Source organism: Thermus hydrothermalis, assembly GCF_022760925.1.
Lineage (GTDB): Bacteria > Deinococcota > Deinococci > Deinococcales > Thermaceae > Thermus > Thermus hydrothermalis.
In genome coordinates this window covers 1-21,204 of the sequence record NZ_JAKTNT010000012.1, presented here as the reverse complement: position 1 = coordinate 21,204, position 21,204 = coordinate 1, and the positions used below count along the sequence as shown (strand labels likewise).

Here is a 21,204-nt window from a genome sequence, read left to right as displayed (position 1 = left end):
GGCCCCCTAGGCGTGGGCTACGAGCTCCTTCTTGCGCCCCTTGGGCTTGGCCTTCTTTGCGCGGGCCTCGAGGGCCTTCAAGCCGCCCACTAGAGCCAGGTCAAGAACCTCGTCCAGGTGCTCCACGAAGTGGAAGGTCATGTTCTGGCGCAAGGGGGCGGGGATGTCCGAGAGGTCCGCCTGGTTGGGCTTGGGCAGGATCACCTCGCGGATCCCCGCCCGCCTGGCCCCCAGGACCTTCTCCTTGACCCCGCCGATGGGCAGGACCCGCCCCGTGAGGGTGATCTCCCCGGTCATGGCGATGTCGTGGCGCACGGGCACCTCCGTGAGGGCGGAAACCAGGGCGCTCACGATGGCCACCCCAGCGGAAGGCCCCTCCTTGGGGATGGCCCCGGCGGGCACGTGGATGTGGATGTCCGACTTCTCAAAGCGCTCCAAGGGGATGCCGAAGCGCACGGCGTTCTTCTTGGCGTAGGAGAGGGCCGCCCGCGCCGACTCCTTCATCACGTCCCCCAGTTGCCCGGTGAGGATCAGGTTCCCCTTGCCGGGCATGACGGAAACCTCCACGAACATGATGTCCCCGCCCACGGGGGTGTAGTACATGCCCGTGGCCACGCCCACCTGGGGCTCCCGGGCCTCGGTTTCCGGGAGGAAGCGGGGCGGGCCCAGGTACTTCTCCAGGTCCTTCTCCGTGATGCGCACCCGCTTCTTGCCCTCCTCCAGGATCTGCCGGGCCGCCTTGCGCAACAGGGCCCCGATCTCCCTTTCCAGCTGCCGGACCCCCGCCTCCCGGGTGTAGTGGGTGATGAGGCGCATGAGGGCCGCCTCCGTCACCACCACCTGCCCCTCGGCCAGGCCCGTTTCCTTGAGTTGCCGGGGCAGGAGGTAGCGCTTGGCGATCTCCAGCTTCTCCTGCTCAATGTAGCTGGTGAACTCAATGGCCTCCATGCGGTCCCAGAGGGGGGCGGGGATGTTCTGGGGGAAGTTGGCGGTGCAGATGAACATCACCTCGCTCAGGTCAAAGGGCACGCCCAGGTAGTGGTCCACGAACTCCTTGTTCTGGGCGGGGTCCAGGACCTCCAGGAGGGCCGCCGCCGGGTCCCCTTGGTAGGAGATGCCGAGCTTATCCACCTCGTCCAGGAGGAAGACGGGGTTCTTGGTGCCCGCTTGCCGCAGGCCCTGGATGATCCGCCCCGGCATGGCCCCGATGTAGGTGCGGCGGTGCCCCCGGATGTCCGACTCGTCCCGCACCCCGCCCAAGGAGATGCGCACGTACTTGCGGCCCAAGGCCTCGGCGATGCTCTTGGCGATGGAGGTCTTCCCCACCCCGGGCGGCCCCACGAAGAGGAGGATGGGCCCCTTGTTCACCTCCTCCTCGGGGATCTCGCCCCGCTTGGCCCGCTCGGCCTTGAGCTTGCGCACGGCCAAGAACTCCAGGACCCGGTCCTTGACCTTCTCCAGGCCGTAGTGGTCCCTTTCCAGGATCTCCTTGGCCCGCTTGAGGTCCAGGTTGTCCTCCGTGCGCTTGTTCCAGGGGAGGTTGACGATCCAGTCCAGGTAGGTGCGGATGACGCTGGCCTCGGCGGAGTCGGGGTGCATGCGGGCGAAGCGGTTGAGCTCCCGCTCCACCTCCTGGCGCACCACGGGGGGCAGGTTGAGCTCCTCCACCTTCTTGCGGAACTCCTCCACCTCCTGCTCCCCCTCCTCCCCGTGGAGCTCCCGCTGGATGGCCTTCATCTGCTCCCTGAGGAAGTACTCCCGCTGGTTGCGGTCAATCTCCTCCTTGACCTGTTGCTGGATGCGCTTTTGCGTTTCAATGAGGTCCAGCTCCGCCTGCAGGAGGATGAGGACCCGCTTGAGCCTCTCCGCCACCTCCGCCGTTTCCAGAACCTTTTGCTTGTCCTCCAGGCGGAAGTCCATGTGGAAGGCGATGTAGTCGGCGAGCTGGGAGGGGTCCTCCAGGTTCAGGACGAACTGGACCACCTCCGGCGGAAGGTACCGCCCCTCCTTGAGGAGGGCCTGGAACTTGTCCTTCACCTCCCGCACCAGGGCCTTGACCAGGGTGGGGTCGCCGGGCTCGTCCGCCAGGACTACCCCCTTGGCCTCGAGGTGGTCCCCCAGGTCCAGCCACTCCGCCACCCGGACCCGGGCGAAGGCCTGCACCAGGACCTGGACGGAGCCGTCCGGGTTCTTGCGCATCTTGAGGATGTTGCAGGCGGTGCCCACCTCGTAGAGGTCGGAGGGCTTGGGGGCCTCCACCTCCTTGTCCTTTTGGCTCACGATGAGGAGCACCCGCTCCCGGGCCAAGGCCTCGTCAATGGCCCGGATGGAGATGGGGCGGCCGGCATCAATGGGCATGACCATGGTGGGGTAGATGACCGACCCCCGCACGGGGCAGACGGGCAAGGATTCTGGCAGCATGGTTTCCCTCCTTTGGCTTTTCTCGTCCATAGCCTAAGCCTACCTATATCAAGTTTACTGCGAAGTCCCGTTTAGCGCAAAGGGCCCCCAGGCACAAAGCCTTATGCTATAGCGGTGGCGCGGCTTTGGGTGCTTCTCCTCCTCCTGGGCCTGGCCTTGGCCCAGAAAAGCGGGGGCGGGGTGGGGGGGCGCCCCTATAGCCCCAGTCCCCCGCCCATGGCCCCGGGGCCGGCACCCACCTACCCCATGCCCGTGCCCACCTACCCTGGCCCCGTGGTGGTCTACCCGGGAGGCGGAGGAAGCCTGGGGGTGGTTCCGGTGGTGGTCCTTTTGGGCCTCGCCCTGGTGGCCTTCCTCATGGTGCGGGGGCTAAGGCAGGCGGGGGAAGGCCCCGTGGCGAGCGCCGCCCGCCTGCGCCTCGCCCTCCTCCAACGCCCCGGGGTGCAAGGGGCCCTTAGGCGCCTGGCCGAGGAGGCGGACACCACCACGGCCAAGGGGCTTGCCGACCTCCTGGACGAGGCCGCTTTGCTTCTCCTAAGGGAAGAACCCGGTTGGCGCTTCGCCAGCTACGAGGTGGAACACGGCTCCGAGGCGGAGGCCCTGGCCCGGTTTGACGCCTGGATGCTGGAGGAAAGGAGCAAGTACCAGGAAACCTTCCGCCACTTTGAGGGAAAGAAGCGGGTGGCGGAGGCCTACCAGGCGAGGCTTGAGCCTGGGGGGCGGTACGTGGTGGTGAGCCTCATCCTGGCAGACCGGAGCGTCCTCGCCCCCAAGCGCCCCCTCACCCCAAAGGCGGTGAAGGAGGCCCTTTTGGAGCTGGCGGGGTCAAGCCCCTTCACCCTCCTCGCCTTCTACCTCTCCTGGACCCCGGAGCGGGAGGAGGAAGCCCTCACCGAGGAGGAACTCCTGCTCCTCTATCCAGGCCTGGAAAAGCTCTAATCTCAGGGTCACAACCCCAGGGCGAAGACCGCTTCCTTAAGAATTTCGGCGCTTCTCCGCAAAGCCGCCGCATGGGCCCGGGCCAGGGCCTCGTCCAGGTCCACCAAGACCACCTCCGGCGCCACCCCAAGGAGAACAAGGGCGTAAGCGGCGGCGCTGCCCGCCATGCCGGAGCCCACGATGCCTACCTTCGTGGGTAGAGTATAGCCGTGGTACGGGTAGGCCATAGGCGCGTCACCTTTTATCCGCCGGAAGGGGCCAAGGCCCTCGTCGGGGACTTCACCGACTGGGAGAGGAACCCCATCCCCCTGGAGGGCCCCCTCACCTTGGAGTTCCCGGAAGGGGCCTATGTGGAATACGCCTTCTTAGACCGGGAGGGAAAACCCTTCCCCGACCCCGACAACCCCGAGAAGGCGGAAAACCCCTGGTGGACCTATCCCCGGGCCATCCGGCTTCCCGGCTTCCGCTACGAGGCCCCCCCTGAGCCCCAAACGGAGCCCAAGGTACACCGGCACCGCCTGGGGGAAAGGCGCTACTACGTGGCGGAAACGGGGGAAGCCCCTAAGGCCACGGTGGTGGCCCAGGACGGGGTGGCCTTCTACCGCACCGCCGGGCTCCACAAGGTGGCCAGGGCCCTCCTGGAGCGGGGGGAGATCCCCCCGGTGCGCCTCGTCTTCGTGGAGCCCATAGACCGGAGCCGGGAATACCGCTTCTCGGAAGCCTACGAGGGGGAGTTCCACGGGGTCTTGGCCGAGGTGGAACGGGCGTACGGCCCCCTGGGGGAGGTGGTCCTGGTGGGGGCCTCCTTGGGCGGGCTTTTCTCCTTGTGGCAGGCCTGGCGCCACCCGGGGCGCTTTCCCAAGGTCCTCGCCCTCTCCCCCGCCCTCAAGGCCCACCCCGGGGGGATGGACGCCTACCAGGACGAGGAGTGGCTTCTTGAGCGCTACCGGGAAGCGGAAGCCTTGCCCCGCATCTACCTGGAGGTGGGGCTTCTGGAGTGGCTCCTTGGGCCAAACCGCCGCTTCGCCGCCCTTCTCGCCGACCGGAAAGCCCCCCACGCCTACAAGGAGCGCCCCTCGGGCCACAACTGGGTCACCTGGAAGCAGGCCCTGGCCCCTGGGCTCCGTTACCTCTTGGGGGAAGGGTGAGCCAGATGAGCCTCGAGGCCCTCCTCGTCCTCCTCTCCGTGGCCGCCCTCGAGGCCCTCCTCTCCGGGGACAACGCCTTGGTCCTGGCGGTGATGGTGAAGCCCCTGCCGCCCCACCTCAGGCGGCGGGCCCTCTTCTACGGGATCCTCGGGGCCTACGTCCTTCGGGGCCTCGCCCTCCTCTTCGCCGTCTACCTCATCCGGCTCTGGTGGGTGGAGATCCTGGGAGGGCTTTACCTCCTCCACCTCATGCTCCAACACTTCCAGGACCAAGGGGAGGCCAAACCCCTCCTGGAGGCCGCGGCCCGGGAGTTTTGGCGGGTGGTCCTCCTCATCAACCTGGTGGACCTGGCCTTCGCCGTGGACTCCATCCTGGCGGTGGTGGCCTTCTCCAAGGAGCTCCTTCTGGTCTTCCTGGGGGTGGCCCTGGGCATCCTCTTCATCCGCCTTCTGGCGAGCAGCGTGGTGGTCCTCATGGAGCGCTTTCCCGGGCTGGAGAAGGTGGCCTACGCCCTGGTGGGCTGGGCGGGGGTAAAGCTTTTCCTGGAGGGGGAGGCCACCCTCGCCCACCTCCTCCACCGCCCGGAGCTCGCCTTTGAGCTTCCCAAGGCGCTCTTCTGGAGCGGCACCCTCCTCATCCTCCTCGTGGGCAGCCTCCTCGCCTTCCGCCGCCATGCCTAGGGACTGGGACGCCTTCTACCAAGGGGCGGAGGACCGCCCCCCCGCCTTCGTGGTGCGGGCCTACGGGCCCTTCGTGCCCATGGGACCCGTCCTGGACCTGGCGGGGGGCCTTGGGCGGAACGCCCGCTACTTCCTCGGGCGGGGCCACCCCGTGGTCCTGGTGGAGAGGAGCCGGGTGGCCCTAGAGCGCCTAAAGGGCACCCCGGGCCTCACCCTGGTGGAAGGGGACCTCGAGGCCGACCCCGCCCTCCCCCAAGGCCCCTTCGCCGGCATCGTCCTCTCCTACTACGTGAACCGCCCCCTCCTTTCCTCCCTCGCCCCCCTCCTCCTCCCAGGGGGGCTTCTCCTGGTGGAGGGCTTCACCCGGGAGGAGGCGAGGCGCAGGGGAAGGGAGGGTAGCCCCTTCTACTGGGAGCGCTACGAGCTCCTAACCCCTCCCCCCGGCCTCGCCTTAAGGGCCTATGGGGAGGGGTGGCGGGAGGGCCACCGGGCCTTCGCCGTCTACGTTAGGCCTTGAGGGCCTTGGCCACCAGCTCGGCGATGTCCAAGACCTCCGGGGCGCTTTCGTCCTGGGCGGTTTCCACGTTCATCATGGCCATGCAGAAGGGGCAACCCGTGGCGATGACCTCAGCCCCCGTGGCCTTGAGCTCCAGGTAGCGGTTTTGGGAAACCCGCATGGCCCCGGGCTCCTCCTCCTTCCAGAACTGGGCCCCGCCCGCCCCGCAGCAGAAGCTCTTCTCCCGGCTCCTTTGGGGCTCCGTGAGGACAAGCCCCACCCCCTTGAGCACCTCCCGGGGGGCCTCGTAGACCCCGTTGTGGCGGCCCAGGTAACAGGGGTCGTGGAAGACCACCTTGCGGGTTTCCTCGGAAACCTTGAGCCGCCCCGTGCGCAAAAGCTCGGCGATGAACTCCGAGTGGTGGACCACCCGGTACTGGCCGCCAAAGTCCTTGTACTCGTTCCCCAGGGTGTGGAAGCAGTGGGGGCAGGTGGTGACGATGGTCTTGGGGGCCACCTGGTTCAGGGTTTCCACGTTTTCCGTGGCGAGCTGGAAGAAGAGGTACTCGTTCCCCGCCCGCCGGGCGGCATCCCCGGTGCACTTCTCCCGCCGCCCCAGGACCGCCCAGTCCACCCCGCTGGCGTTCAGGATCTCCACCATGCTCCGGGCGATCTTCTGCGCCCGGGGGTCGTAGCTCGGGGCGCACCCCACCCAGTAGAGGACCTCGGGGTGGGGCTTCTCCTCCACGGTGGGCACGCTAAGCCCCTCGGCCCAGTCCAGGCGCTTGTCCTGGCCGATGCCCCAAGGGTTGCCCGAGCGCTCCATGCCCCGGAAGGCGTTGTTGAGCTCTTGGGGAAACTCCCCTTCCATGAGGACCTTGGCCCGGCGCACGTCCAGGATGTGGAGCATCTGCTCGTTGCCCACGGGGCAGACCTCCACGCAGGCCATGCAGGTGGTGCAGGCCCAAAGGGCCTCCTCGTTCAGGGCGAAGTCCATGAGGGGCCTTGGGCTTTCCTTGCCGGCGGCGAAATCCTTCAGGATCTCGTTGAGCTCGTAGCGCTCGGAGATGAGGATGGCGGCGGGGCTTAAGGCCTTGCCCGTGGTGTAGGCGGGGCAGGCCTCCTGGCACCGGTTGCACATGATGCAGGCGTAGGCGTCCAAAAGCCGCTTCCAGGAGAGGTCCTCCAACCTTTCCGCCCCGAACTTCTCCTCCTCCTTCTCCAAGTCCAAGGGCAGGAGGGCCCCGGGCTTCTCCTTGCGGAAGGCCAGATTGATGGGGGCCATGAAGAGGTGGATGTGCTTGGAGCGGGGGAAGTAGGGGAGGAAGAGGAGGATGGAGCCCAAGGCGCCCCACCAGAAAACGTGCTCCATGAAGACCAGGGCGGAAGGGGATAGCCCGGCCAAGGCCTGGGCCAGGGCGCTGGCCACGGGCTGGAAGGGGTCTGGGCCCTCCTGGGCCAGGCCCGCCGCCTTGGAGAGGAGGCGGCTACCCACGTGGAAGGTGATGAAGGCTCCCACGATGGCGGAGTCCCTGGGGATGCCCTGGCGCACCCTCTCGTGGAGGGGCACCTTGGGGTTCCAGGTGAAGTCCTTGGGGGCCACCACGTAGCGCCTTAGCATGAGGCCCAGGATGCCCACGAGGATCAAGGCGGTGAGGAGGTCGGCGAGGAGGTTATAGATGTTCCAAAGGCCCCCCTGGGTGTGAAGGGGGAAGTAGCCCTCCAACAGGTCCACCAGGTTCACCAAGAGGTAGTAGACGAAGCCGTAGAAGACAAAGGCGTGGAGGAGGGAGACGAGGGGCCTGCGCTTGAAGACGGTTTCCTGGGTGAGGACCGCCCAGAGGGCCCTGCCCACCCGCTCGGGTAGGCGGTCAAAGCGGTCCTCGGGCCGCCCCCGTCTTATGGCCAGGTAGACGCGCCGGAAGCCGGTGTAGGCGTAGTAAAGGCTTACCGCCGCCACGAGGAGGAAGAGGATTTTTTCCGGTAGGGTCAACATGGGATGGCCCTCCTTATACTCGGTAAAAGTTTACCCGATTCCCCATCCATGGCAAGAGCGTACAATGGCCCCTTGTGGAAACCGTAGCCCTCCTCGTCCTTCTCCTCTTTGGGCTTTTAAACCTCTTCGTCTTCCGCCGCTTCCAAAAGCCCCTATTGCCCCTGGTCTTGGTCCTTTTGCTGAGCGTCTTCGTCTTCTTCCTGGCCCCCGTCCTTGGCCTCCTGGTCTTCCTCCTGGGCCAGACCCTGGCCTTCTACGCCGCCGGGAAAAGCTGATAGCTGAGGAAGGCCACCAGGGCCCCCAGGAGGGCCCCCACCAGGACCTCGAGGTAGGTGTGGCCCAAGAGCTCCTTCAGGGGCTCGGGGGCGGGGCCTTTTTCCAGGACCTTCTGGAGTTCCTGGACGAGCTGGTTGAGGAGCTGGGCGTGAAGCCCGGCCGCCCGGCGGATGCCCGTAGCGTCGTACATGACGATGAGGGCGAAGACGGCGGCCACGGCGAAGAGGGAGCTACCAAACCCCTCCTCTAGCCCCACCGCCACCGCCAGGGCGCTCACCGTGGCGGAGTGGGAGCTCGGCATCCCCCCGGTTTCCAAAAAGCGCTCCCACTGGAAGCGGCCCTCCAAGAGGTAGTAGAGGAAAAGCTTCAGGGTCTGGGCCAGGAAGTTGGCCAGGATGGCAGTCCAGAAGACCTGGTTATAGAGAAGCTCCATGCCGCCTCAGGAGGGCCGCCTTGAGGGTGTTGGCCATGAGCATGGCCACGGTCATGGGCCCCACGCCCCCGGGCACCGGGGTGAGGGCGGAGGCCACCTCCGCCACCTCGGGGTGGACGTCGCCCAAAAGCCGCCCCTCCACCCGGTTCACCCCCACGTCCACCACGATGGCCCCGGGCCGCACCCAGTCCTTGCGCACCAGGTGGGCCTTCCCCACAGCCACCACCAGGATTTCCGCCCGGCGCGTCACCTCGGGGAGGCCCTCCGTTTTGGAGTGGGCCACGGTCACCGTGGCGTCCTCCCGCAGGAGGAGGCCCGCCAAGGGCTTCCCCACGATGTTGGAGCGCCCCAAGACCACCACCTCCTTGCCCTTTAGGTCCACGCCGTAGTGCTTGAGGAGGCGGACAATCCCCAAGGGCGTGCAGGGGAAAAGCCCCTCTCCCCCGCTCCAAAGGCGGCCCACGTTCACGGGGTGGAAGCCGTCCACGTCCTTGAGGGGGTGGATGGCCTCGAGGACCCTCTCGGTGCGGATGTGCCGGGGCAAGGGAAGCTGGACCAGGATGCCGTCCACGTCCTCGTGGGCGTTGAGCTCGGCAATGCGGGCAAGCAGGGCCTCCTCGGGGAAGTCCTCGGGGTAGACCTCCACCTGGCTCCTATACCCAAGCTCCCGGGCCCGCTTGTCCTTAAGCCGCACGTAGGACACGGAGGCCGGGTCCTCTCCCAAGCGGAGGACCCGCAAGGAGGGGACAAAGGGCAAAGCCTTTAGCCTCTCCCGAAGTTCGGCGTACACCGCCTCCGCCACCTCGTGGCCGGAAAGGGTACGGGCTAGGGTCATCTACGCCTCCTTGGGCACGGTCTTCAGCTCCCCCTCCTGGATCCGCCGGTAGAGGCGGCCCAGCACCCCGTTGACGAAGGCCCCCGAGTGCTCCCCCCCGTAGCGGTTGGCGATCTTCACCGCCACCTCAATGAGGGGGGCGAAGGGGGTGGGCTCGTAGAGCATCTCGTAGGTGGCGAGGCGGAGGACGGTGAGGTCGGTCTTGGACATCTGGGCGAAGTCCCAGCCCTCCACCGTTTCCCTAAGGACCCGGTCCACCTCCTCCCGGTGGGCCGTGTAGCCTTGGAGAAGCCTTTTGGCGAAGGCGATCCCCTCCTCGTCCAGGGGGTCGCCGTAAGGGTCGTCCTCCCCGCCCATCTCCTCCAGGGCGTGGCGGAAGGCCTCCTCCAGGCCCACGCCCCCTTGGGTGTGGGCGAAGAGGGCGCGCATGGCCAATTCCCTTGCCCGTCTAAGCATGGGCCTCCTTGCGGTACTCCACCTGGGCCACGGTGAGGTTCACCGCCTTCACCGCCTCCCCGGTGGCCACAAAAAGCGCCTCGGCCACGGCCTTTTGCACCCTTGGAGCCAGCTCGGGAATGGCGAGGCCGTAGTCCACGGAAAGGACCAGGTCCACGCTCAGGCCCTCCGGCGTCCTTTCCACCTTCACGGGCTTGGCGCGCCGGAAAACCTCTCCCAGGGAGCGGGGGACGGCCTCCAATGGCCGCACACCCTCCAGGCCCTCCAGGGCGTGGAGGACCAGGGCCTCGAGGGCGTGGTCGCTGATCTCGTAGTCCACCATCACACGCCCAGTCTACATCTCCATGCGCCGGGCCACGAAGTTGGTGTAGACCGCCCCCCGGCGGAAGAAGGCGTTCTGCAGGACCTTTTGGTGGAAGGGGATGGTGGTCTTGAGGCCGGGGCCCTCAATCACCGTTTCCGAAAGGGCCCGCTCCATCCGCCTTATGGCCTCCTCCCGGGTGAGGGCCCAGGCGATGATCTTGGCGATGAGGCTATCGTAGTGGGGCGGGATCTGGTAGCCGGCGTAGAGGTGGCTGTCCACCCGGATGCCGGGCCCCCCGGGGAAGAGGAGGGTTTCCACCTTGCCGATGGAGGGCCTAAAGCCCTTCTCGGGGTCCTCGGCGTTGATGCGCACCTCGAGGGCGTGCCCCCGCACCACGATGTCCTCCTGCCGAAGCCAAAGCTTCTCCCCTTGGGCGATGCGGAACTGGGCCTGCACCAGGTCCACCCCGGTGATCATCTCCGTCACGGGGTGCTCCACCTGGATGCGGGTGTTCATCTCAATGAAGTAGAAGTTCCCCTCCTTGTCCACCAAAAACTCCAGGGTGCCGGCGGAAACGTACCCCACGTGGGCCGCCAGGCGCACCGCCGCCTCGGCGATGGCCTTGCGGGTTTCGTAGGGGAGGACGCTTGGGGCCTCCTCCAAGAGCTTCTGGTGGCGGCGCTGGATGGAGCAGTCCCTTTCCCAAAGGTGGATGACGTTCTCCCCATCCCCCAGGACCTGGATTTCTATGTGCTTGGGCTCCTCAATGTACTTCTCCAGGTAGATGGCGGGGTTGCCGAAGGCGGCCCGGGCCTCCTCTTGCGCCTGTTGCACCGCCCGCTCCAACTCCTCCTCCGTGTGCACCACCCGCATCCCCCGCCCACCCCCGCCGGCGGAGGCCTTGAGGATCACGGGGTAGCCGATCTCCAAGGCCGCCCGCTTGGCCTCCTCCACGCTGGCGATCTCGTCCGTGCCGGGCACCGTGGGCACGCCCGCCTCCCGGGCCACCTTGCGGGCCGTGGCCTTGTCCCCCAGGGCCCGCATGTTCTCCGGGGTGGGGCCGATGAAGGTGATGCCGTGTTCCCGGCACATCTCGGCGAAGGTGGCGTTCTCCGCCAGGAAGCCGTAGCCCGGGTGGATGGCGTCGGCCCCGGTGACGATGGCGGCGGAGAGGAGGTTCGGGATATTAAGGTAGCTCTGCCCCGAGGGGGGCGGGCCGATGCAGATGGCCTCGTCCGCCAGGAGGACGGGGAGGCTCTTCTCGTCGGCGGTGGAGTGGGCCACCACCGTCTTGATGCCGAGCTCCTTGGCGGCCCGGATGATCCTTAAGGCGATCTCGCCCCGGTTGGCGATGAGGACCTTCTTCATACGGGTTGGATGAGGAAAAGGGGCTGGCCGTACTCCACGGGCTCCCCGTTTTGCACCAGGATCTTCCTCACGATGCCGGAAACCTCGGACTCAATCTCGTTCATGAGCTTCATGGCCTCAATGATGCAAAGCACCTGCCCCTTCTCCACCCGGTCCCCCTCCTTCACGTAGGGCGGGGCATCGGGAGCCGGCGCCCGGTAGAAGGTGCCCACGATGGGGGCGCGGATCTCCACGCACCCGGCGCACTCTTCCCCCTGGGCGGGGGCCTTGGGCGCTTCCTGCGGGGCGGGAGGCGGGGGAGGTGCTGGGGCCTCCGCCTGGGGCAGGGGAGCCAGGACCGGGGCCGGGGCGGGCACCGCCTGGGGCACCGCCACCACCTGCACCTCCCCCCCACGCCGTACGGTGAGCTTGTAGTCGGGGGTTTCCAGGGTAAGCTCGCTCACCCCGTGTTCCACCAAAGCTTGCAGGATCTGCTTGAGCTCCTTGGGCGTCATAGAAGCACCTCGTGGCATAAAGCTTACCTTATATGGCGAAAGGTTAGCTCCCTTAGACCGGGTCAAAACGTAGGGGACCCGGCGAGCCGGGCCCCCACGCACCCCTTGGGCTAGGCCCGGCCCACGTACTGGCCGGTGCGGGTGTCCACCTTGATGACCTCACCGGGCTCCACGAAAAGGGGCACCTGCACCACCGCCCCCGTTTCCAAGGTGGCGGGCTTAGACCCCCCGGAAACCGTGTCCCCCCGCACCCCAGGAGGCGTGTCCACCACCTTGAGCTCCACCACCGTGGGCGGGGTGATTTTGAGGGGGCGGCCCTCGTACATGTCCCCCAGGACCGTCATCCCCTCCTTCAGGAAGCGGGCCGCCTCCACCCGGTCCTTGGGCACGTGGAACTGCTCGTAGGTTTCCAGGTCCATGAAGACGAGCTCGTCCCCTTCGGGGTAAAGGTACTGGAGCTCGCGGGTTTCCACGTAGATGTCCTCGAGCTTCTCCCCCGAGTTGAAGGTGCGCTCAATGGTGGCCCCGGTTTCCAGGTTCTTGAACTTGGCCACCACCTTCGCCCCACCGCGGCCGATCTTTTGGTGTTGGTACTCCACGCACTCAAAGAGGCCGCCCTCCATCTTCACCTTGGTTCCAGGTCGCAGGTCGGTCACGCTGATCATGCTTCCTCCTCTAGGTTCAAGACCTGGGGCTTAAGCCCTAAGAGGTCAATATACCGGAGGTAGTCGGCCTCGGCGAGCTCCCGCCCGGCCAAGGCCACCAAAAGCGCCTCCATGACGTTGGTGCCAAAGCTCCGGCCCTTTAAGCGGGGCGTGGTGGTGATGAGGCGCTTCACCCCCCGGGCCTTGAGGAAGGCCAGGTCCTCCTCCGTGGTGGTGTTGGTGAGGACCGCCTTCCCCCGCATGTCCTCGGGCATGTAGCGGCGGATGTAGTGCCAGTCCCCGGCCACGAGATCGGCCCAAACGTAGTACCGGGTCCGCCAGTCCAGGACCTGCTTCTCCTGCTCCTTCCCCGTGGGGTAAAGGAGGCGGAAGGGAAGCTGGGTGAGGACGGGAAGGAGAAGGTAAGCGAGCTTTTGCAATAGGGAAAGGCGATAGAGGGGAATGGGCAGGCCCAGGGCGAAGATGAAGTCGCCGTAGAGCACCTTGGCCCCCGCCTCCCAAAGGGCCTCCGCCAGGCCGAAGCGGTCCACGGCGGAGGGGAGGAGCACTTTGGTGTTCTTCCAGTCTATGAGGGAAGCGAGCTCCTTGACCGCCCGCCTCTCCAAGGTGTGCTTGAGCCCCGAGCCGTCCACCACCGGGGTCTTCCGCGCCGCCCCCTTGAGGCGCTTGGCGTCTTTGATGACGTAGCGCCTTCCCCCCGCCACCAAGTAGAGGTCAATCCCCCCGAGGCCGATGGCGTCCACCTGGCCGTCCAGTTCCCGGATCAGGGCCACCGCCCGCTCCAGATCCCCGTCCGTCCCCCGCCTTTCCAGGAGCACCTTTTCCCCGAGGAGCTCCACCTCCGCCACGGAGTCGCGGCGGCTACTCCCCAGGGAAACCGAAACCACGCGCTTGGCCACGAGGGGCTATTTTAGCCCGAAGAGGAGGCCAAGGGCCAGGAAGAGGGCCTGTAGGTTGGCCAAAAACGCCCCCATCCCCTTCACCCTAGCGCAACACCCGCCCCAAGAAGGCCAGGACCCGCTCCCTAAAGCGCCGGTCCGCCTCCCCCTGGAAGAGGTGGCCCGCTGGGTAGCTGAAGCACTCCACGGGCTTCCCCAAGGCCTTGAGCCTCCGGCAAAGCTCCCAGGACCACTCGGGGGGCACCTGGGCATCCTTTAGGCCGTGGTGGACGCTATAAGGGACGGAAAGCTCCGCCAGGTAGGTCCAGGGGGAGGCCTGGCGCAGGACCTCGGGCGATAGGGTGTAAAGCTCCCTTCCCCGCGCACCCCGGGACCAGTGGAGGATCCGCTCCAGGTTCTGCCTTTCGTCCCCGCTCATGCTCCCGTAAAGGACCACCCCCTTAAGCCCAGGGTCCACCAGGCTCACCACCTGGGCGATGCCGCCCCCCATGGAGTGGCCCAAGAGGGCGATGCGGCCCGCATCCGCCTGGGGGAAGGCCCCTTTGCGCACCTCGGCGAGGAGGTGGAGCACGTCCACGGCGTAGGCGTGGCGGAGGCCCCGGGCAGGGGCGCCCTCGGAAGGGGGGTGGCCGCGGTAGTTGGGGTGGAGGACGAGAAACCCCTCCTGGGCGAGCCAGTCGGCGTAACGGGCGGTGTAGGCGAGGAGGCGGTAGCGGCTCGGCTCCACGTAGCCGTGGAGGACCACCACCACCGGGAAAGGCCCCTTGCCCCTGGGAAGGTTGGCGAAGCCGTGGACCCTTAGGCCCTCGGAAAGGTGGGAGAACTGGACCCGGGTGAAGCGGACCCCCTCTTCCAGAACCCGTTCCACCCGGAAGCCCCCTTCCCCGTAGGTCCGGGCGCGGAGCTCGGGAAGGGTGAGAGCCTGGGCCCAGGCCAGGGCGAGGAAGCCCAGGGCGAAGGCTACCCGGCGCATGCCCCCAGGCTAGCGGGAAAGGCCTAGGCTAACTGTGCTCCCCTTCCGGGGCGAGCCACCCGGCGCTCAGGGCCTTGAGCCCGATGGCGTGGTAGACGAGCTGGGCGGCGGTCATCTCGGCGTGGAACTGGCCATTGGGGGAAAGCTCCACGAAGTCCATCCCCACCACCTCCTTTTCGGCGAAAACCGCCTCCAGGAGGTCCACCGCCTGGCGGTAGGAAAGCCCCCCGGGCAAGGGGGTACCCACGCTGGGCATGAGGGAAGGGTCCAGGGCATCAAAGTCAAAGCTGATGTAGACCCGCTTCCCCAAGGCGGCGAGGATCTCCTTTAGGGGAAGCCCCTCCCGGTGAAGCCGGTGGGCGGGGAAGAGGGCCACGCCCTTCTCCTGTGCCAGGCGAAGCGAGTCCCGGTCCATGGCCCGGATGCCCACCTGGACCAGGGGGAAGCCCTCGAGGAGGAGGCGGTGGAAGGGAGAGGCGTGGGAGTAAGGGGAGCCCTGCCACTCCGGGTAGAGGTCGGCGTGGGCGTCAATGTGGAGGAGGGAGAACTCCCCCAAGACCTCCCGATGGGCCAGGACCAAGGGGCGGGTGATGGAATGGTCCCCCCCGAGGGCCACCAGGAACTTCCCCGCCCGCAGGTGGGCCCTTGCGGCCTCCCCGATCAGGCGGTGGCTTTCCTCGGCGCTTCCCGCCACCCAGGGCACGGGCTCGGCGGCGTGGATGCCCGCCTCCTCGGGGGCGATGCCCAGTTCCAGGAGGAAGGGCTCAAGCTCCCGGCTCGCCAGGAGGATGGCCTCGGGGCCCCGCCTTGCCCCCGGGAGGAAGGAGAGGGAAAGGTCGTAGGGCACGGGCAGGACCACCACCCGCGCCATCTCGTAAGGGGTGTCTTGTTCGCCGAAGACGAGGCGCATAGCCCCTAGAGGATACCGAAGAAGCGCTCCATTAGGCGTAGGATGGCCAAGGTGCCCCGCTCAAAGTCCCGGATGCGGATGTGCTCGTTGGGGCTATGGACCCGGCTCCCCGGGTAGCCCACCCCTAGGCCCACCGCCGGGGCCTTCAGGTGGTGGAGGAAGGGGTACATGGGCCCAGACCCCGCCATGTTGGGGTAAAGCACCGCCTTCGCCCCAAAGGCCTCCTCCAGGGCCTTTCGCGCCAGGCCCACGAAGGGGTGGGCGAGGTCCGAGCGGGCGGGCCGCTCCCCCTTCTCCAAGACCACCACCTCCACGTCGTGGAAGCCGTGGGCCTCGAGGTGGCGCTTCAAGAGCACGGGTATCTCCTCGGGGTCCTGGTCCGGCACCAGGCGGAAGTCCAGTTTGGCGTAGGCCTCCGCCGGGAGAACCGTCTTGGACCCAGGCCCCCCGTAGCCCGAGTGAATGCCGTTGATGTTGACGCAAGGCTCGGCGTAAAGCCTCTGGTTGAACTCTAGGTTCCTCGCACCCCCCAAGAAGTCCCGCACGCCGAAGGCTTCCTTTAGGGCCTCGCTTTCGTCGGGGATCTCGGAGAGCACCTCCATCTCCAAGGGCGTGAGGGGGCGCACCTTGGCGTAAAAGCCCGGGATGAGGACCCTCCCCTCCTCGTCCCTCAAGGAGGCCAGGGCCCGGCTTAGGCGGTAGATGGGGTTTTCCACCACCGCCCCGTAGGAGGAGTGGAGGTCATAGCGGGCGGTGCGCACCCTAAGCTCCAGGGCCACGATCCCCTTAAGCCCGGCGTAGAGGTAGGGCCGCCCCTGGGCGTCCACGCCCCCCGCCTCCCACAGGATGGCGTCCGCCCGTAGACGGGGGGCGTGGGCCTCCACGTAGGCCTCGAGGTGGGGGCTTCCCACCTCCTCCTCCCCCTCCACCACGAACTTCACCCGGGGCAAAAACCCGTGCTTTTCCTGGAAAAGCTTTAGGGCCATCACCCTGGCCACCAGCTCCCCCTTGTCGTCGTGGGTGCCCCGGCCGTACCAGGCCCCGTCCCGTTCCGTGAGGGTAAAGGGGTCGCTTTCCCAGAGCTCCAAGGGGTCCGGGGGCTGCACATCGTAGTGGTTGTAGAACAAAAGGGTCCTCTCCCCTTCGCCTCCCTCGGCATAGACCACCGGGGGGCCATAGCCCGGGTGAAGCTCCGCCTCTAGGCCCAGGCTTTCCAAGAGCCCCGCCACCTTTTCCGCCCCCTCCGCCAAAGCCCGGCCCTCGGCGCTCACCGTGGGCAAGGCCACGAGCTCCGCAAGAAGGGCCCTTGCCTCCTCTAGAAAAGGCCTCATGGTAGACTGAGCATACTATGGTGGAACCTTCCCTGGTCCTCTACGGAGGCCCCTACGAGCGGGCCATGGACGTCCTGGAGGAAACGCTTCGGGAAACCGGGGCCCGGTACGCCCTCTTCATAGACCGCAAGGGCTTCGTCCTGGCCCACAAGGAGGCCCTATGGGCCCCTAAGCCCCCGCCCTTGGACTCCCTCGCCACCCTGGTGGCGGGAAACGCCGCCGCCACCCAGGCTTTGGCCAAGCTCCTGGGTGAGGCCCGCTTCCAGGAGGTGGTGCACCAGGGCGAGCGCATGGGCCTCTACGTGGACGAGGCCGGGGAGCACGCCCTTTTGGTCCTGGTCTTTGACGAGAACGCCCCCCTGGGCAAGGTGAAGCTCTACGGGAAGCGGGCGGCGGAGGCCCTAGCTAGGCTCGCCGAGGAAGCCCTGGCCAACCCGCCCAAGCTCAACCTGGACACCCAGTACCGCGAGGAAGCCAAGGCCCTCCTGGACGAGCTCTTTGGCAACTAACATGAGCACCATCAACTTCGCCAACCGCGAGATCAACTTCAAGATCGTCTACTATGGCCCCGGCCTCTCGGGCAAGACCACCAACCTAAAGTGGATCTACGGCAAAATCCCCGAGGGGCGGAAGGGGGAGATGGTTTCCTTGGCCACCGAGGACGAGCGAACCCTCTTTTTTGACTTTCTCCCCCTGGACTTGGGGGAAGTGAAGGGCTTTAAAACCCGCTTCCACCTTTACACCGTGCCCGGGCAGGTCTTCTACAACGCCAGCCGCAAGCTCATCCTTCGCGGCGTGGACGGGATCGTCTTCGTGGCCGACTCCGCCCCAAACCGACTCCGGGCCAACGCCGAGAGCATGCGCAACATGCGGGAAAACCTGGCGGAATACGGCTTGAAGGTGGAAGACCTCCCCGTGGTCCTCCAAGTCAACAAGCGCGACCTCCCCGATGCCCTCCCCGTGGAGATGGTCCGGGCGGTGGTGGACCCAGAGGGGCGCTTCCCCGTGTTTGAGGCGGTGGCCACGGAGGGGAAGGGGGTGTTTGAAACCCTTAAGGAGGTGAGCCGCCTGGTCCTGGCCCGGGTGGGAAGCGGGGCCTAAGCCGGGACGAAGCCGGGGGCCGGGAAATCTTCCCGGCCCTTCCCTTTACCCCCCTCCTGTATCTAAGAGCGGGAAGGGACTTTTGTCCCAATTGCTCCCTAAAGTAAGGGACAAATGTACTTCACCCTTTGACGGGCTTTTCGCTACCATAACCCCCGTATACGGCACCCCGCCGTTAGGGAGGAAGGGTATGGAGGAGAAACCGGTTGGCGCCATGGGAGTAATAGTGGTTCTTACCCTCACCATCTTGGTCTTCTGGCTGGGGGTATATGCCCTTTTCTTCGCTAGGGGGTAAACCATGGTGGACGAACACAAGGCGCACAAGGCGATCCTGGCTTACGAGAAGGGCTGGCTGGCCTTTTCCCTAGCCATGCTCATCGTCTTCATCGCCCTCATCGCCTACACCTTGGCCACCCACACCGCCGGGGCTATCCCTGCGGGCAAGCTGGAGCGGGTCAACCCCGCCACCGTGCGCACGGAGGGCCCCTGGGCCGACCCCGCCCAGGCGGTGGTCCAGACCGGCCCCAACCAGTACACGGTCTACGTCCTGGCCTTCGCCTATGGCTACCAGCCCAACCCCATTGAGGTACCCAAGGGGGCCGAAATCGTCTTCAAGATCACCAGCCCCGAGGTGATCCACGGCTTCCACGTGGAGGGCACCAACATCAACGTGGAGGTGCTTCCCGGGGAGGTGTCCACCGTGCGCTACACCTTCAAGAAGGCCGGGGAGTACCGCATCATCTGCAACCAGTACTGCGGCATCGGCCACCAGAACATGTTCGGCAAGATCGTGGTGAAGGAGTGAGCTATGGCGGTGCGTACGGGAGAGATTAGCCGTATTTACGAGGCCTATCCGGAAAAGAAGGCCACCCTCTACTTCCTGGTCCTGGGCTTCATCGCCGTCATCGTGGGGAGCCTCTTTGGCCCCTTCCAGGCCCTGAACTACGGGAACGTGGACGCCTACCCCCTGCTCAAGCGCCTTCTCCCCTTTGTCCAGTCCTACTACCAGGGGCTCACCCTGCACGGGGTCTTGAACGCCATCGTCTTCACCCAGCTCTTCGCCCAGGCCATCATGGTCTATCTGCCGGCACGGGAGCTAAACCTTAGGCCCAACATGGGCCTCATGTGGCTCTCCTGGTGGATGGCCTTCCTGGGGCTCGTGGTGGCCGCCCTCCCCCTTCTCGCCAACGAGGCCACGGTCCTCTACACCTTCTACCCGCCCCTCAAGGGCCACTGGGCCTTCTACCTGGGGGCGAGCGTCTTCGTCCTCTCCACCTGGGTGAGCATCTACATCGTCCTGGACCTCTGGCGCCGCTGGAAGGCGCAAAACCCGGGGAAGGTAACCCCCTTGGTCACCTACATGGCCGTGGTCTTCTGGCTCATGTGGTTCCTGGCCTCCATCGGGCTCGTTCTGGAGGCGGTGCTCTTCCTCCTGCCCTGGTCTTTTGGCCTCATCCAGGGGGTTGACCCCCTGGTGGCCCGCACCCTCTTCTGGTGGACGGGCCACCCCATCGTCTACTTCTGGCTCCTGCCCGCCTACGCCATCATCTACACCATCCTGCCCAAGCAAGCGGGCGGGAAGCTGGTATCCGACCCCATGGCCCGGCTCGCCTTCCTCCTCTTCCTCCTCCTCTCCACCCCCGTGGGGTTCCACCACCAGTTCGCCGACCCGGGGATTGACCCCACCTGGAAGATGATCCACTCCGTCCTCACCCTCTTCGTGGCGGTACCGAGCCTGATGACCGCCTTCACCATCGCCGCAAGCCTGGAGTTTGCCGGAAGGATGCGGGGCGGGAAGGGGCTTTTGGGCTGGATCAAGGCCCTTCCCTGGGACAACCCGGCCTTCGTGGCCCCGGTGCTCGGGCTTATCGGCTTCATCCCTGGCGGGGCGGGTGGCATTGTGAACGCCAGCTTTACCCTGGACTACGTGGTGCACAACACCGCCTGGATTCCCGGCCACTTCCACCTCCAGGTGGCAAACCTCGTCACCCTCACCGCCATGGGCTCCTTGTGGTGGCTCATCCCCAACCTCACGGGCAAGCCCATCTCCGATGGGCAAAGGCGGCTGGGCCTGGCGGTGGTCTGGCTTTGGTTCATCGGCATGATGGTCATGGCGGTGGGCCTCCACTGGGCGGGGCTCCTCAACGTACCCCGGCGGGCCTACATCGCCCAGGTGCCGGACGCCTACGCCCACGCCGCCATGCCCATGGTCTTCAACATCCTGGCGGGCATCATCCTGCTCGTGGCGCTTCTCCTCTTCATCTACGGCCTTTTCAGCGTCCTCCTGGGGCGCGAGCGGCGGCCAGAGCTCGCCGAGGCCCCGGTGCCCTTCGCCGAGGTGATCTCCGGCCCCGAGGACCGGAGGCTCGTCCAGGCCATGGACCGCATCGGCTTCTGGTTCGCCGTGGCGGTGATCCTGGTGGTCTTGGCCTACGGGCCCACCCTGGTGCAGCTTTTCAGCAACCTGAACCCGGTGCCGGGCGTACGGCTTTGGTAGGTGCCCTTCGTCAAGGGCCGGGGACTTCCGGCCCTTGATCTTTTTTAAAAGGAGGGGAAAAGTATGGCCGTGGGCTTCGTTTCCGGTCCGGGGCTTCCTTGGGTGGTGGCCCTAAGCCTTCTCCCCTTTTTCCTGCAGTTTCTGGGCCTGGGTCTCGAGGGCACCCTGGGCCAGGGGCTATGCGGGAGCGCTTTGGGCGTCACGGAAGCCGAGGCGGTGCGCTACGGCCTGGTGAGCGAGTACTACTTCTACGGCCAACTCTTCCTCGTCCTCCTTGCCCTAAAGGCCACCTATGCCCTCCTCCTTCTGGTCCTCCGCTTCATGTATCCCGACCGAGACCCGCCCTTTGCCCCTTGGGTGTGGCGGGTGGGGGTGGGGCTATCCTCGGTCTTCCTTCTCCTCTTTCTCTTGACCCGCACCCTGCCCCTCCCCTTTGGCACCCCTTTGGGGCCAGCCTGGCTGGCCCCTGCGCCCTTGGACCCCCTGTCCCTCCTCATGACCCTCCCCGAGCCCTTCTTGCTTGGGCTTTACCTGAGGCACCGGCCATGAGGCTTCCTCCCTTGGTGTACCTCCTGGGGCTCGTGAGCTTCCTCATGGACGTGGCGAGCGAGATGGTCTATCCCCTCTTGCCCCTCTTCCTCGCGGGCCTGGGTGCGGGAGCAGGGACGCTGGGCCTCGTGGAGGGGGTGGCCGAGGCCACGGCGAGCCTTTTCAAGGTGGTGGGGGGAAGGATCTCCGACCGGTTGGGCCGCCGCAAGCCCCTTCTCCTTTTGGGCTATGGCCTCCCCGCCCTCTTAAGGCCCCTCCTCGCCCTGGCCCAAAGCCCCCTTCATGTCCTCCTCTACCGCTTTCTGGACCGCACGGGCAAGGGTCTTAGAACGGCACCCCGGGACGCCCTCTTGGCGGAAAGCGTGCCCCAAGAGGCCCTAGGCCGGGCCTACGGCCTCCACCGGGGCCTGGACACCTTGGGGGCCACCCTAGG

Annotated in this window: 26 protein-coding genes; 12 read left to right on the top strand and 14 right to left on the bottom strand. The window is 66.5% G+C overall.

The window, feature by feature from the left end; all coding sequences use genetic code 11:
• Window positions 1–6: 6 nt before the first annotated feature.
• The gene (gene lon, locus L0C60_RS08440) at window positions 7–2,421 is read right to left on the bottom strand and encodes an endopeptidase La (protein ID WP_234505174.1); all 2,415 of its coding nucleotides are present in this window, start codon (window positions 2,419–2,421) and stop codon (window positions 7–9) included.
• A gap of 114 nt (window positions 2,422–2,535) precedes the next feature.
• Here lon and L0C60_RS08435 point away from each other — a divergent pair, with 114 nt between their 5' ends.
• Window positions 2,536–3,360, top strand: coding sequence for a DUF1517 domain-containing protein (locus tag L0C60_RS08435; protein WP_234505108.1), 825 nt, complete (start codon window positions 2,536–2,538; stop codon window positions 3,358–3,360).
• Between the two features lie 8 nt (window positions 3,361–3,368).
• Here L0C60_RS08435 and L0C60_RS08430 read toward each other — a convergent pair whose 3' ends face one another.
• The gene (locus tag L0C60_RS08430; RefSeq protein ID WP_234505104.1) at window positions 3,369–3,527 is read right to left on the bottom strand and encodes a hypothetical protein; all 159 of its coding nucleotides are present in this window, start codon (window positions 3,525–3,527) and stop codon (window positions 3,369–3,371) included.
• A gap of 42 nt (window positions 3,528–3,569) precedes the next feature.
• Here L0C60_RS08430 and L0C60_RS08425 point away from each other — a divergent pair, with 42 nt between their 5' ends.
• From L0C60_RS08425 to L0C60_RS08415, 3 genes are read left to right on the top strand one after another with little or no spacing between them, the layout of a single operon-like run.
• Window positions 3,570–4,508, top strand: a complete 939-nt coding sequence (locus tag L0C60_RS08425; RefSeq protein WP_243092662.1) for an alpha/beta hydrolase-fold protein — start codon at window positions 3,570–3,572, stop codon at window positions 4,506–4,508.
• A gap of 5 nt (window positions 4,509–4,513) precedes the next feature.
• Window positions 4,514–5,188 carry a TerC family protein gene (locus L0C60_RS08420; protein WP_234505172.1) on the top strand — a complete coding sequence of 225 codons (675 nt, stop codon included), beginning with the start codon at window positions 4,514–4,516 and terminating at the stop codon, window positions 5,186–5,188.
• On the top strand, window positions 5,181–5,705 hold the full coding sequence (locus L0C60_RS08415; RefSeq protein ID WP_234505099.1) for a class I SAM-dependent methyltransferase: 525 nt from the start codon (window positions 5,181–5,183) through the stop codon (window positions 5,703–5,705). Before L0C60_RS08420 ends, L0C60_RS08415 begins: the two co-directional genes overlap by 8 nt.
• On the opposite strand, the gene L0C60_RS08410 is transcribed toward L0C60_RS08415, so the two are convergent.
• Window positions 5,695–7,680, bottom strand: coding sequence for a (Fe-S)-binding protein (locus L0C60_RS08410; RefSeq protein ID WP_234505097.1), 1,986 nt, complete (start codon window positions 7,678–7,680; stop codon window positions 5,695–5,697). The genes L0C60_RS08415 and L0C60_RS08410 overlap by 11 nt on opposite strands.
• 74 nt (window positions 7,681–7,754) lie before the next feature.
• On the opposite strand from L0C60_RS08410, the gene L0C60_RS08405 reads away from it, so the two are divergent.
• A complete protein-coding gene (locus tag L0C60_RS08405; protein WP_234505095.1) occupies window positions 7,755–7,955 on the top strand; it encodes a hypothetical protein in 201 nt (66 codons plus the stop codon).
• On the opposite strand, the gene L0C60_RS08400 is transcribed toward L0C60_RS08405, so the two are convergent.
• The 11 genes from L0C60_RS08400 to L0C60_RS08350 all read right to left on the bottom strand — a co-directional run bounded on the left by L0C60_RS08400 (window position 7,934) and on the right by L0C60_RS08350 (window position 16,624).
• Entirely contained in the window at window positions 7,934–8,389 is a 456-nt protein-coding gene (locus tag L0C60_RS08400) for a divergent PAP2 family protein (RefSeq protein ID WP_234505093.1), read from the bottom strand. The genes L0C60_RS08405 and L0C60_RS08400 overlap by 22 nt on opposite strands.
• The gene (locus tag L0C60_RS08395) at window positions 8,373–9,224 is read right to left on the bottom strand and encodes a bifunctional methylenetetrahydrofolate dehydrogenase/methenyltetrahydrofolate cyclohydrolase (protein ID WP_234505091.1); all 852 of its coding nucleotides are present in this window, start codon (window positions 9,222–9,224) and stop codon (window positions 8,373–8,375) included. The genes L0C60_RS08400 and L0C60_RS08395 overlap by 17 nt, the downstream gene beginning before the upstream one ends.
• A complete protein-coding gene (gene nusB, locus L0C60_RS08390) occupies window positions 9,225–9,680 on the bottom strand; it encodes a transcription antitermination factor NusB (protein WP_234505089.1) in 456 nt (151 codons plus the stop codon).
• Window positions 9,673–10,002, bottom strand: a complete 330-nt coding sequence (locus L0C60_RS08385) for an Asp23/Gls24 family envelope stress response protein (protein WP_234505170.1) — start codon at window positions 10,000–10,002, stop codon at window positions 9,673–9,675. The genes nusB and L0C60_RS08385 overlap by 8 nt, the downstream gene beginning before the upstream one ends.
• A gap of 12 nt (window positions 10,003–10,014) precedes the next feature.
• The gene (gene accC, locus L0C60_RS08380; RefSeq protein WP_234505087.1) at window positions 10,015–11,352 is read right to left on the bottom strand and encodes an acetyl-CoA carboxylase biotin carboxylase subunit; all 1,338 of its coding nucleotides are present in this window, start codon (window positions 11,350–11,352) and stop codon (window positions 10,015–10,017) included.
• Window positions 11,349–11,846, bottom strand: coding sequence for an acetyl-CoA carboxylase biotin carboxyl carrier protein (gene accB, locus L0C60_RS08375; protein ID WP_234505085.1), 498 nt, complete (start codon window positions 11,844–11,846; stop codon window positions 11,349–11,351). The genes accC and accB overlap by 4 nt, the downstream gene beginning before the upstream one ends.
• Window positions 11,847–11,956: 110 nt before the next feature.
• Window positions 11,957–12,511 (bottom strand): elongation factor P, encoded by a 555-nt coding sequence (efp, locus tag L0C60_RS08370; RefSeq protein WP_234505081.1) that lies wholly within the window; start codon window positions 12,509–12,511, stop codon window positions 11,957–11,959.
• Window positions 12,508–13,410: a quinate 5-dehydrogenase gene (locus L0C60_RS08365; RefSeq protein ID WP_234505079.1), complete on the bottom strand. Its 903-nt coding sequence runs from the start codon at window positions 13,408–13,410 to the stop codon at window positions 12,508–12,510. The genes efp and L0C60_RS08365 overlap by 4 nt, the downstream gene beginning before the upstream one ends.
• A gap of 85 nt (window positions 13,411–13,495) precedes the next feature.
• On the bottom strand, window positions 13,496–14,383 hold the full coding sequence (locus L0C60_RS08360) for an alpha/beta hydrolase family protein (protein WP_234505076.1): 888 nt from the start codon (window positions 14,381–14,383) through the stop codon (window positions 13,496–13,498).
• A 28-nt stretch (window positions 14,384–14,411) separates the two neighbouring features.
• Window positions 14,412–15,293: an agmatinase gene (gene speB, locus L0C60_RS08355; protein ID WP_234505075.1), complete on the bottom strand. Its 882-nt coding sequence runs from the start codon at window positions 15,291–15,293 to the stop codon at window positions 14,412–14,414.
• 5 nt (window positions 15,294–15,298) lie between these two features.
• Window positions 15,299–16,624, bottom strand: a complete 1,326-nt coding sequence (locus L0C60_RS08350; RefSeq protein WP_234505073.1) for a M20/M25/M40 family metallo-hydrolase — start codon at window positions 16,622–16,624, stop codon at window positions 15,299–15,301.
• 17 nt (window positions 16,625–16,641) lie between these two features.
• Here L0C60_RS08350 and mglB point away from each other — a divergent pair, with 17 nt between their 5' ends.
• The 7 genes from mglB to L0C60_RS08315 all read left to right on the top strand — a co-directional run.
• Window positions 16,642–17,133 carry a GTPase-activating protein MglB gene (gene mglB / locus L0C60_RS08345; RefSeq protein WP_234505071.1) on the top strand — a complete coding sequence of 164 codons (492 nt, stop codon included), beginning with the start codon at window positions 16,642–16,644 and terminating at the stop codon, window positions 17,131–17,133.
• Between the two features lies 1 nt (window position 17,134).
• The gene (gene mglA, locus L0C60_RS08340; RefSeq protein WP_039459146.1) at window positions 17,135–17,725 is read left to right on the top strand and encodes a GTPase MglA; all 591 of its coding nucleotides are present in this window, start codon (window positions 17,135–17,137) and stop codon (window positions 17,723–17,725) included.
• Window positions 17,726–17,915: 190 nt separating this feature from the next.
• Window positions 17,916–18,020, top strand: a complete 105-nt coding sequence (locus L0C60_RS08335) for a cytochrome c oxidase subunit 2A (protein WP_039459144.1) — start codon at window positions 17,916–17,918, stop codon at window positions 18,018–18,020.
• A 3-nt stretch (window positions 18,021–18,023) separates the two neighbouring features.
• Window positions 18,024–18,530, top strand: coding sequence for a cupredoxin domain-containing protein (locus L0C60_RS08330; protein ID WP_234505069.1), 507 nt, complete (start codon window positions 18,024–18,026; stop codon window positions 18,528–18,530).
• A 3-nt stretch (window positions 18,531–18,533) separates the two neighbouring features.
• Window positions 18,534–20,222 carry a b(o/a)3-type cytochrome-c oxidase subunit 1 gene (locus L0C60_RS08325; protein WP_243092661.1) on the top strand — a complete coding sequence of 563 codons (1,689 nt, stop codon included), beginning with the start codon at window positions 18,534–18,536 and terminating at the stop codon, window positions 20,220–20,222.
• A gap of 63 nt (window positions 20,223–20,285) precedes the next feature.
• Window positions 20,286–20,771, top strand: a complete 486-nt coding sequence (locus L0C60_RS08320) for a hypothetical protein (protein WP_243092660.1) — start codon at window positions 20,286–20,288, stop codon at window positions 20,769–20,771.
• A partial coding sequence (locus L0C60_RS08315; RefSeq protein WP_243092659.1) for an MFS transporter occupies window positions 20,768–21,204 on the top strand: 437 nt, incomplete at its 3' end. The genes L0C60_RS08320 and L0C60_RS08315, both read left to right, overlap by 4 nt.

Excerpts from the sequence above, each read along its gene's own strand:
- accB (WP_234505085.1), bottom strand. The coding sequence starts at position 11,846 with ATGACGCCCAAGGAGCTCAAGCAGATCCTGCAAGCTTTGGTGGAACAC.
- L0C60_RS08400 (WP_234505093.1), bottom strand. The coding sequence starts at position 8,389 with ATGGAGCTTCTCTATAACCAGGTCTTCTGGACTGCCATCCTGGCCAAC.
- L0C60_RS08385 (WP_234505170.1), bottom strand. The coding sequence starts at position 10,002 with ATGGTGGACTACGAGATCAGCGACCACGCCCTCGAGGCCCTGGTCCTC.
- L0C60_RS08415 (WP_234505099.1), top strand. The coding sequence starts at position 5,181 with ATGCCTAGGGACTGGGACGCCTTCTACCAAGGGGCGGAGGACCGCCCC.
- speB (WP_234505075.1), bottom strand. The coding sequence starts at position 15,293 with ATGCGCCTCGTCTTCGGCGAACAAGACACCCCTTACGAGATGGCGCGG.
- L0C60_RS08360 (WP_234505076.1), bottom strand. The coding sequence starts at position 14,383 with ATGCGCCGGGTAGCCTTCGCCCTGGGCTTCCTCGCCCTGGCCTGGGCC.
- lon (WP_234505174.1), bottom strand. The coding sequence starts at position 2,421 with ATGCTGCCAGAATCCTTGCCCGTCTGCCCCGTGCGGGGGTCGGTCATC.
- accC (WP_234505087.1), bottom strand. The coding sequence starts at position 11,352 with ATGAAGAAGGTCCTCATCGCCAACCGGGGCGAGATCGCCTTAAGGATC.
- L0C60_RS08410 (WP_234505097.1), bottom strand. The coding sequence starts at position 7,680 with ATGTTGACCCTACCGGAAAAAATCCTCTTCCTCCTCGTGGCGGCGGTA.
- L0C60_RS08420 (WP_234505172.1), top strand. The coding sequence starts at position 4,514 with ATGAGCCTCGAGGCCCTCCTCGTCCTCCTCTCCGTGGCCGCCCTCGAG.
- L0C60_RS08335 (WP_039459144.1), top strand. The coding sequence starts at position 17,916 with ATGGAGGAGAAACCGGTTGGCGCCATGGGAGTAATAGTGGTTCTTACC.
- efp (WP_234505081.1), bottom strand. The coding sequence starts at position 12,511 with ATGATCAGCGTGACCGACCTGCGACCTGGAACCAAGGTGAAGATGGAG.
- mglA (WP_039459146.1), top strand. The coding sequence starts at position 17,135 with ATGAGCACCATCAACTTCGCCAACCGCGAGATCAACTTCAAGATCGTC.
- L0C60_RS08330 (WP_234505069.1), top strand. The coding sequence starts at position 18,024 with ATGGTGGACGAACACAAGGCGCACAAGGCGATCCTGGCTTACGAGAAG.
- L0C60_RS08350 (WP_234505073.1), bottom strand. The coding sequence starts at position 16,624 with ATGAGGCCTTTTCTAGAGGAGGCAAGGGCCCTTCTTGCGGAGCTCGTG.
- L0C60_RS08395 (WP_234505091.1), bottom strand. The coding sequence starts at position 9,224 with ATGACCCTAGCCCGTACCCTTTCCGGCCACGAGGTGGCGGAGGCGGTG.
- L0C60_RS08320 (WP_243092660.1), top strand. The coding sequence starts at position 20,286 with ATGGCCGTGGGCTTCGTTTCCGGTCCGGGGCTTCCTTGGGTGGTGGCC.
- L0C60_RS08430 (WP_234505104.1), bottom strand. The coding sequence starts at position 3,527 with ATGGCGGGCAGCGCCGCCGCTTACGCCCTTGTTCTCCTTGGGGTGGCG.
- mglB (WP_234505071.1), top strand. The coding sequence starts at position 16,642 with ATGGTGGAACCTTCCCTGGTCCTCTACGGAGGCCCCTACGAGCGGGCC.
- nusB (WP_234505089.1), bottom strand. The coding sequence starts at position 9,680 with ATGCTTAGACGGGCAAGGGAATTGGCCATGCGCGCCCTCTTCGCCCAC.
- L0C60_RS08325 (WP_243092661.1), top strand. The coding sequence starts at position 18,534 with ATGGCGGTGCGTACGGGAGAGATTAGCCGTATTTACGAGGCCTATCCG.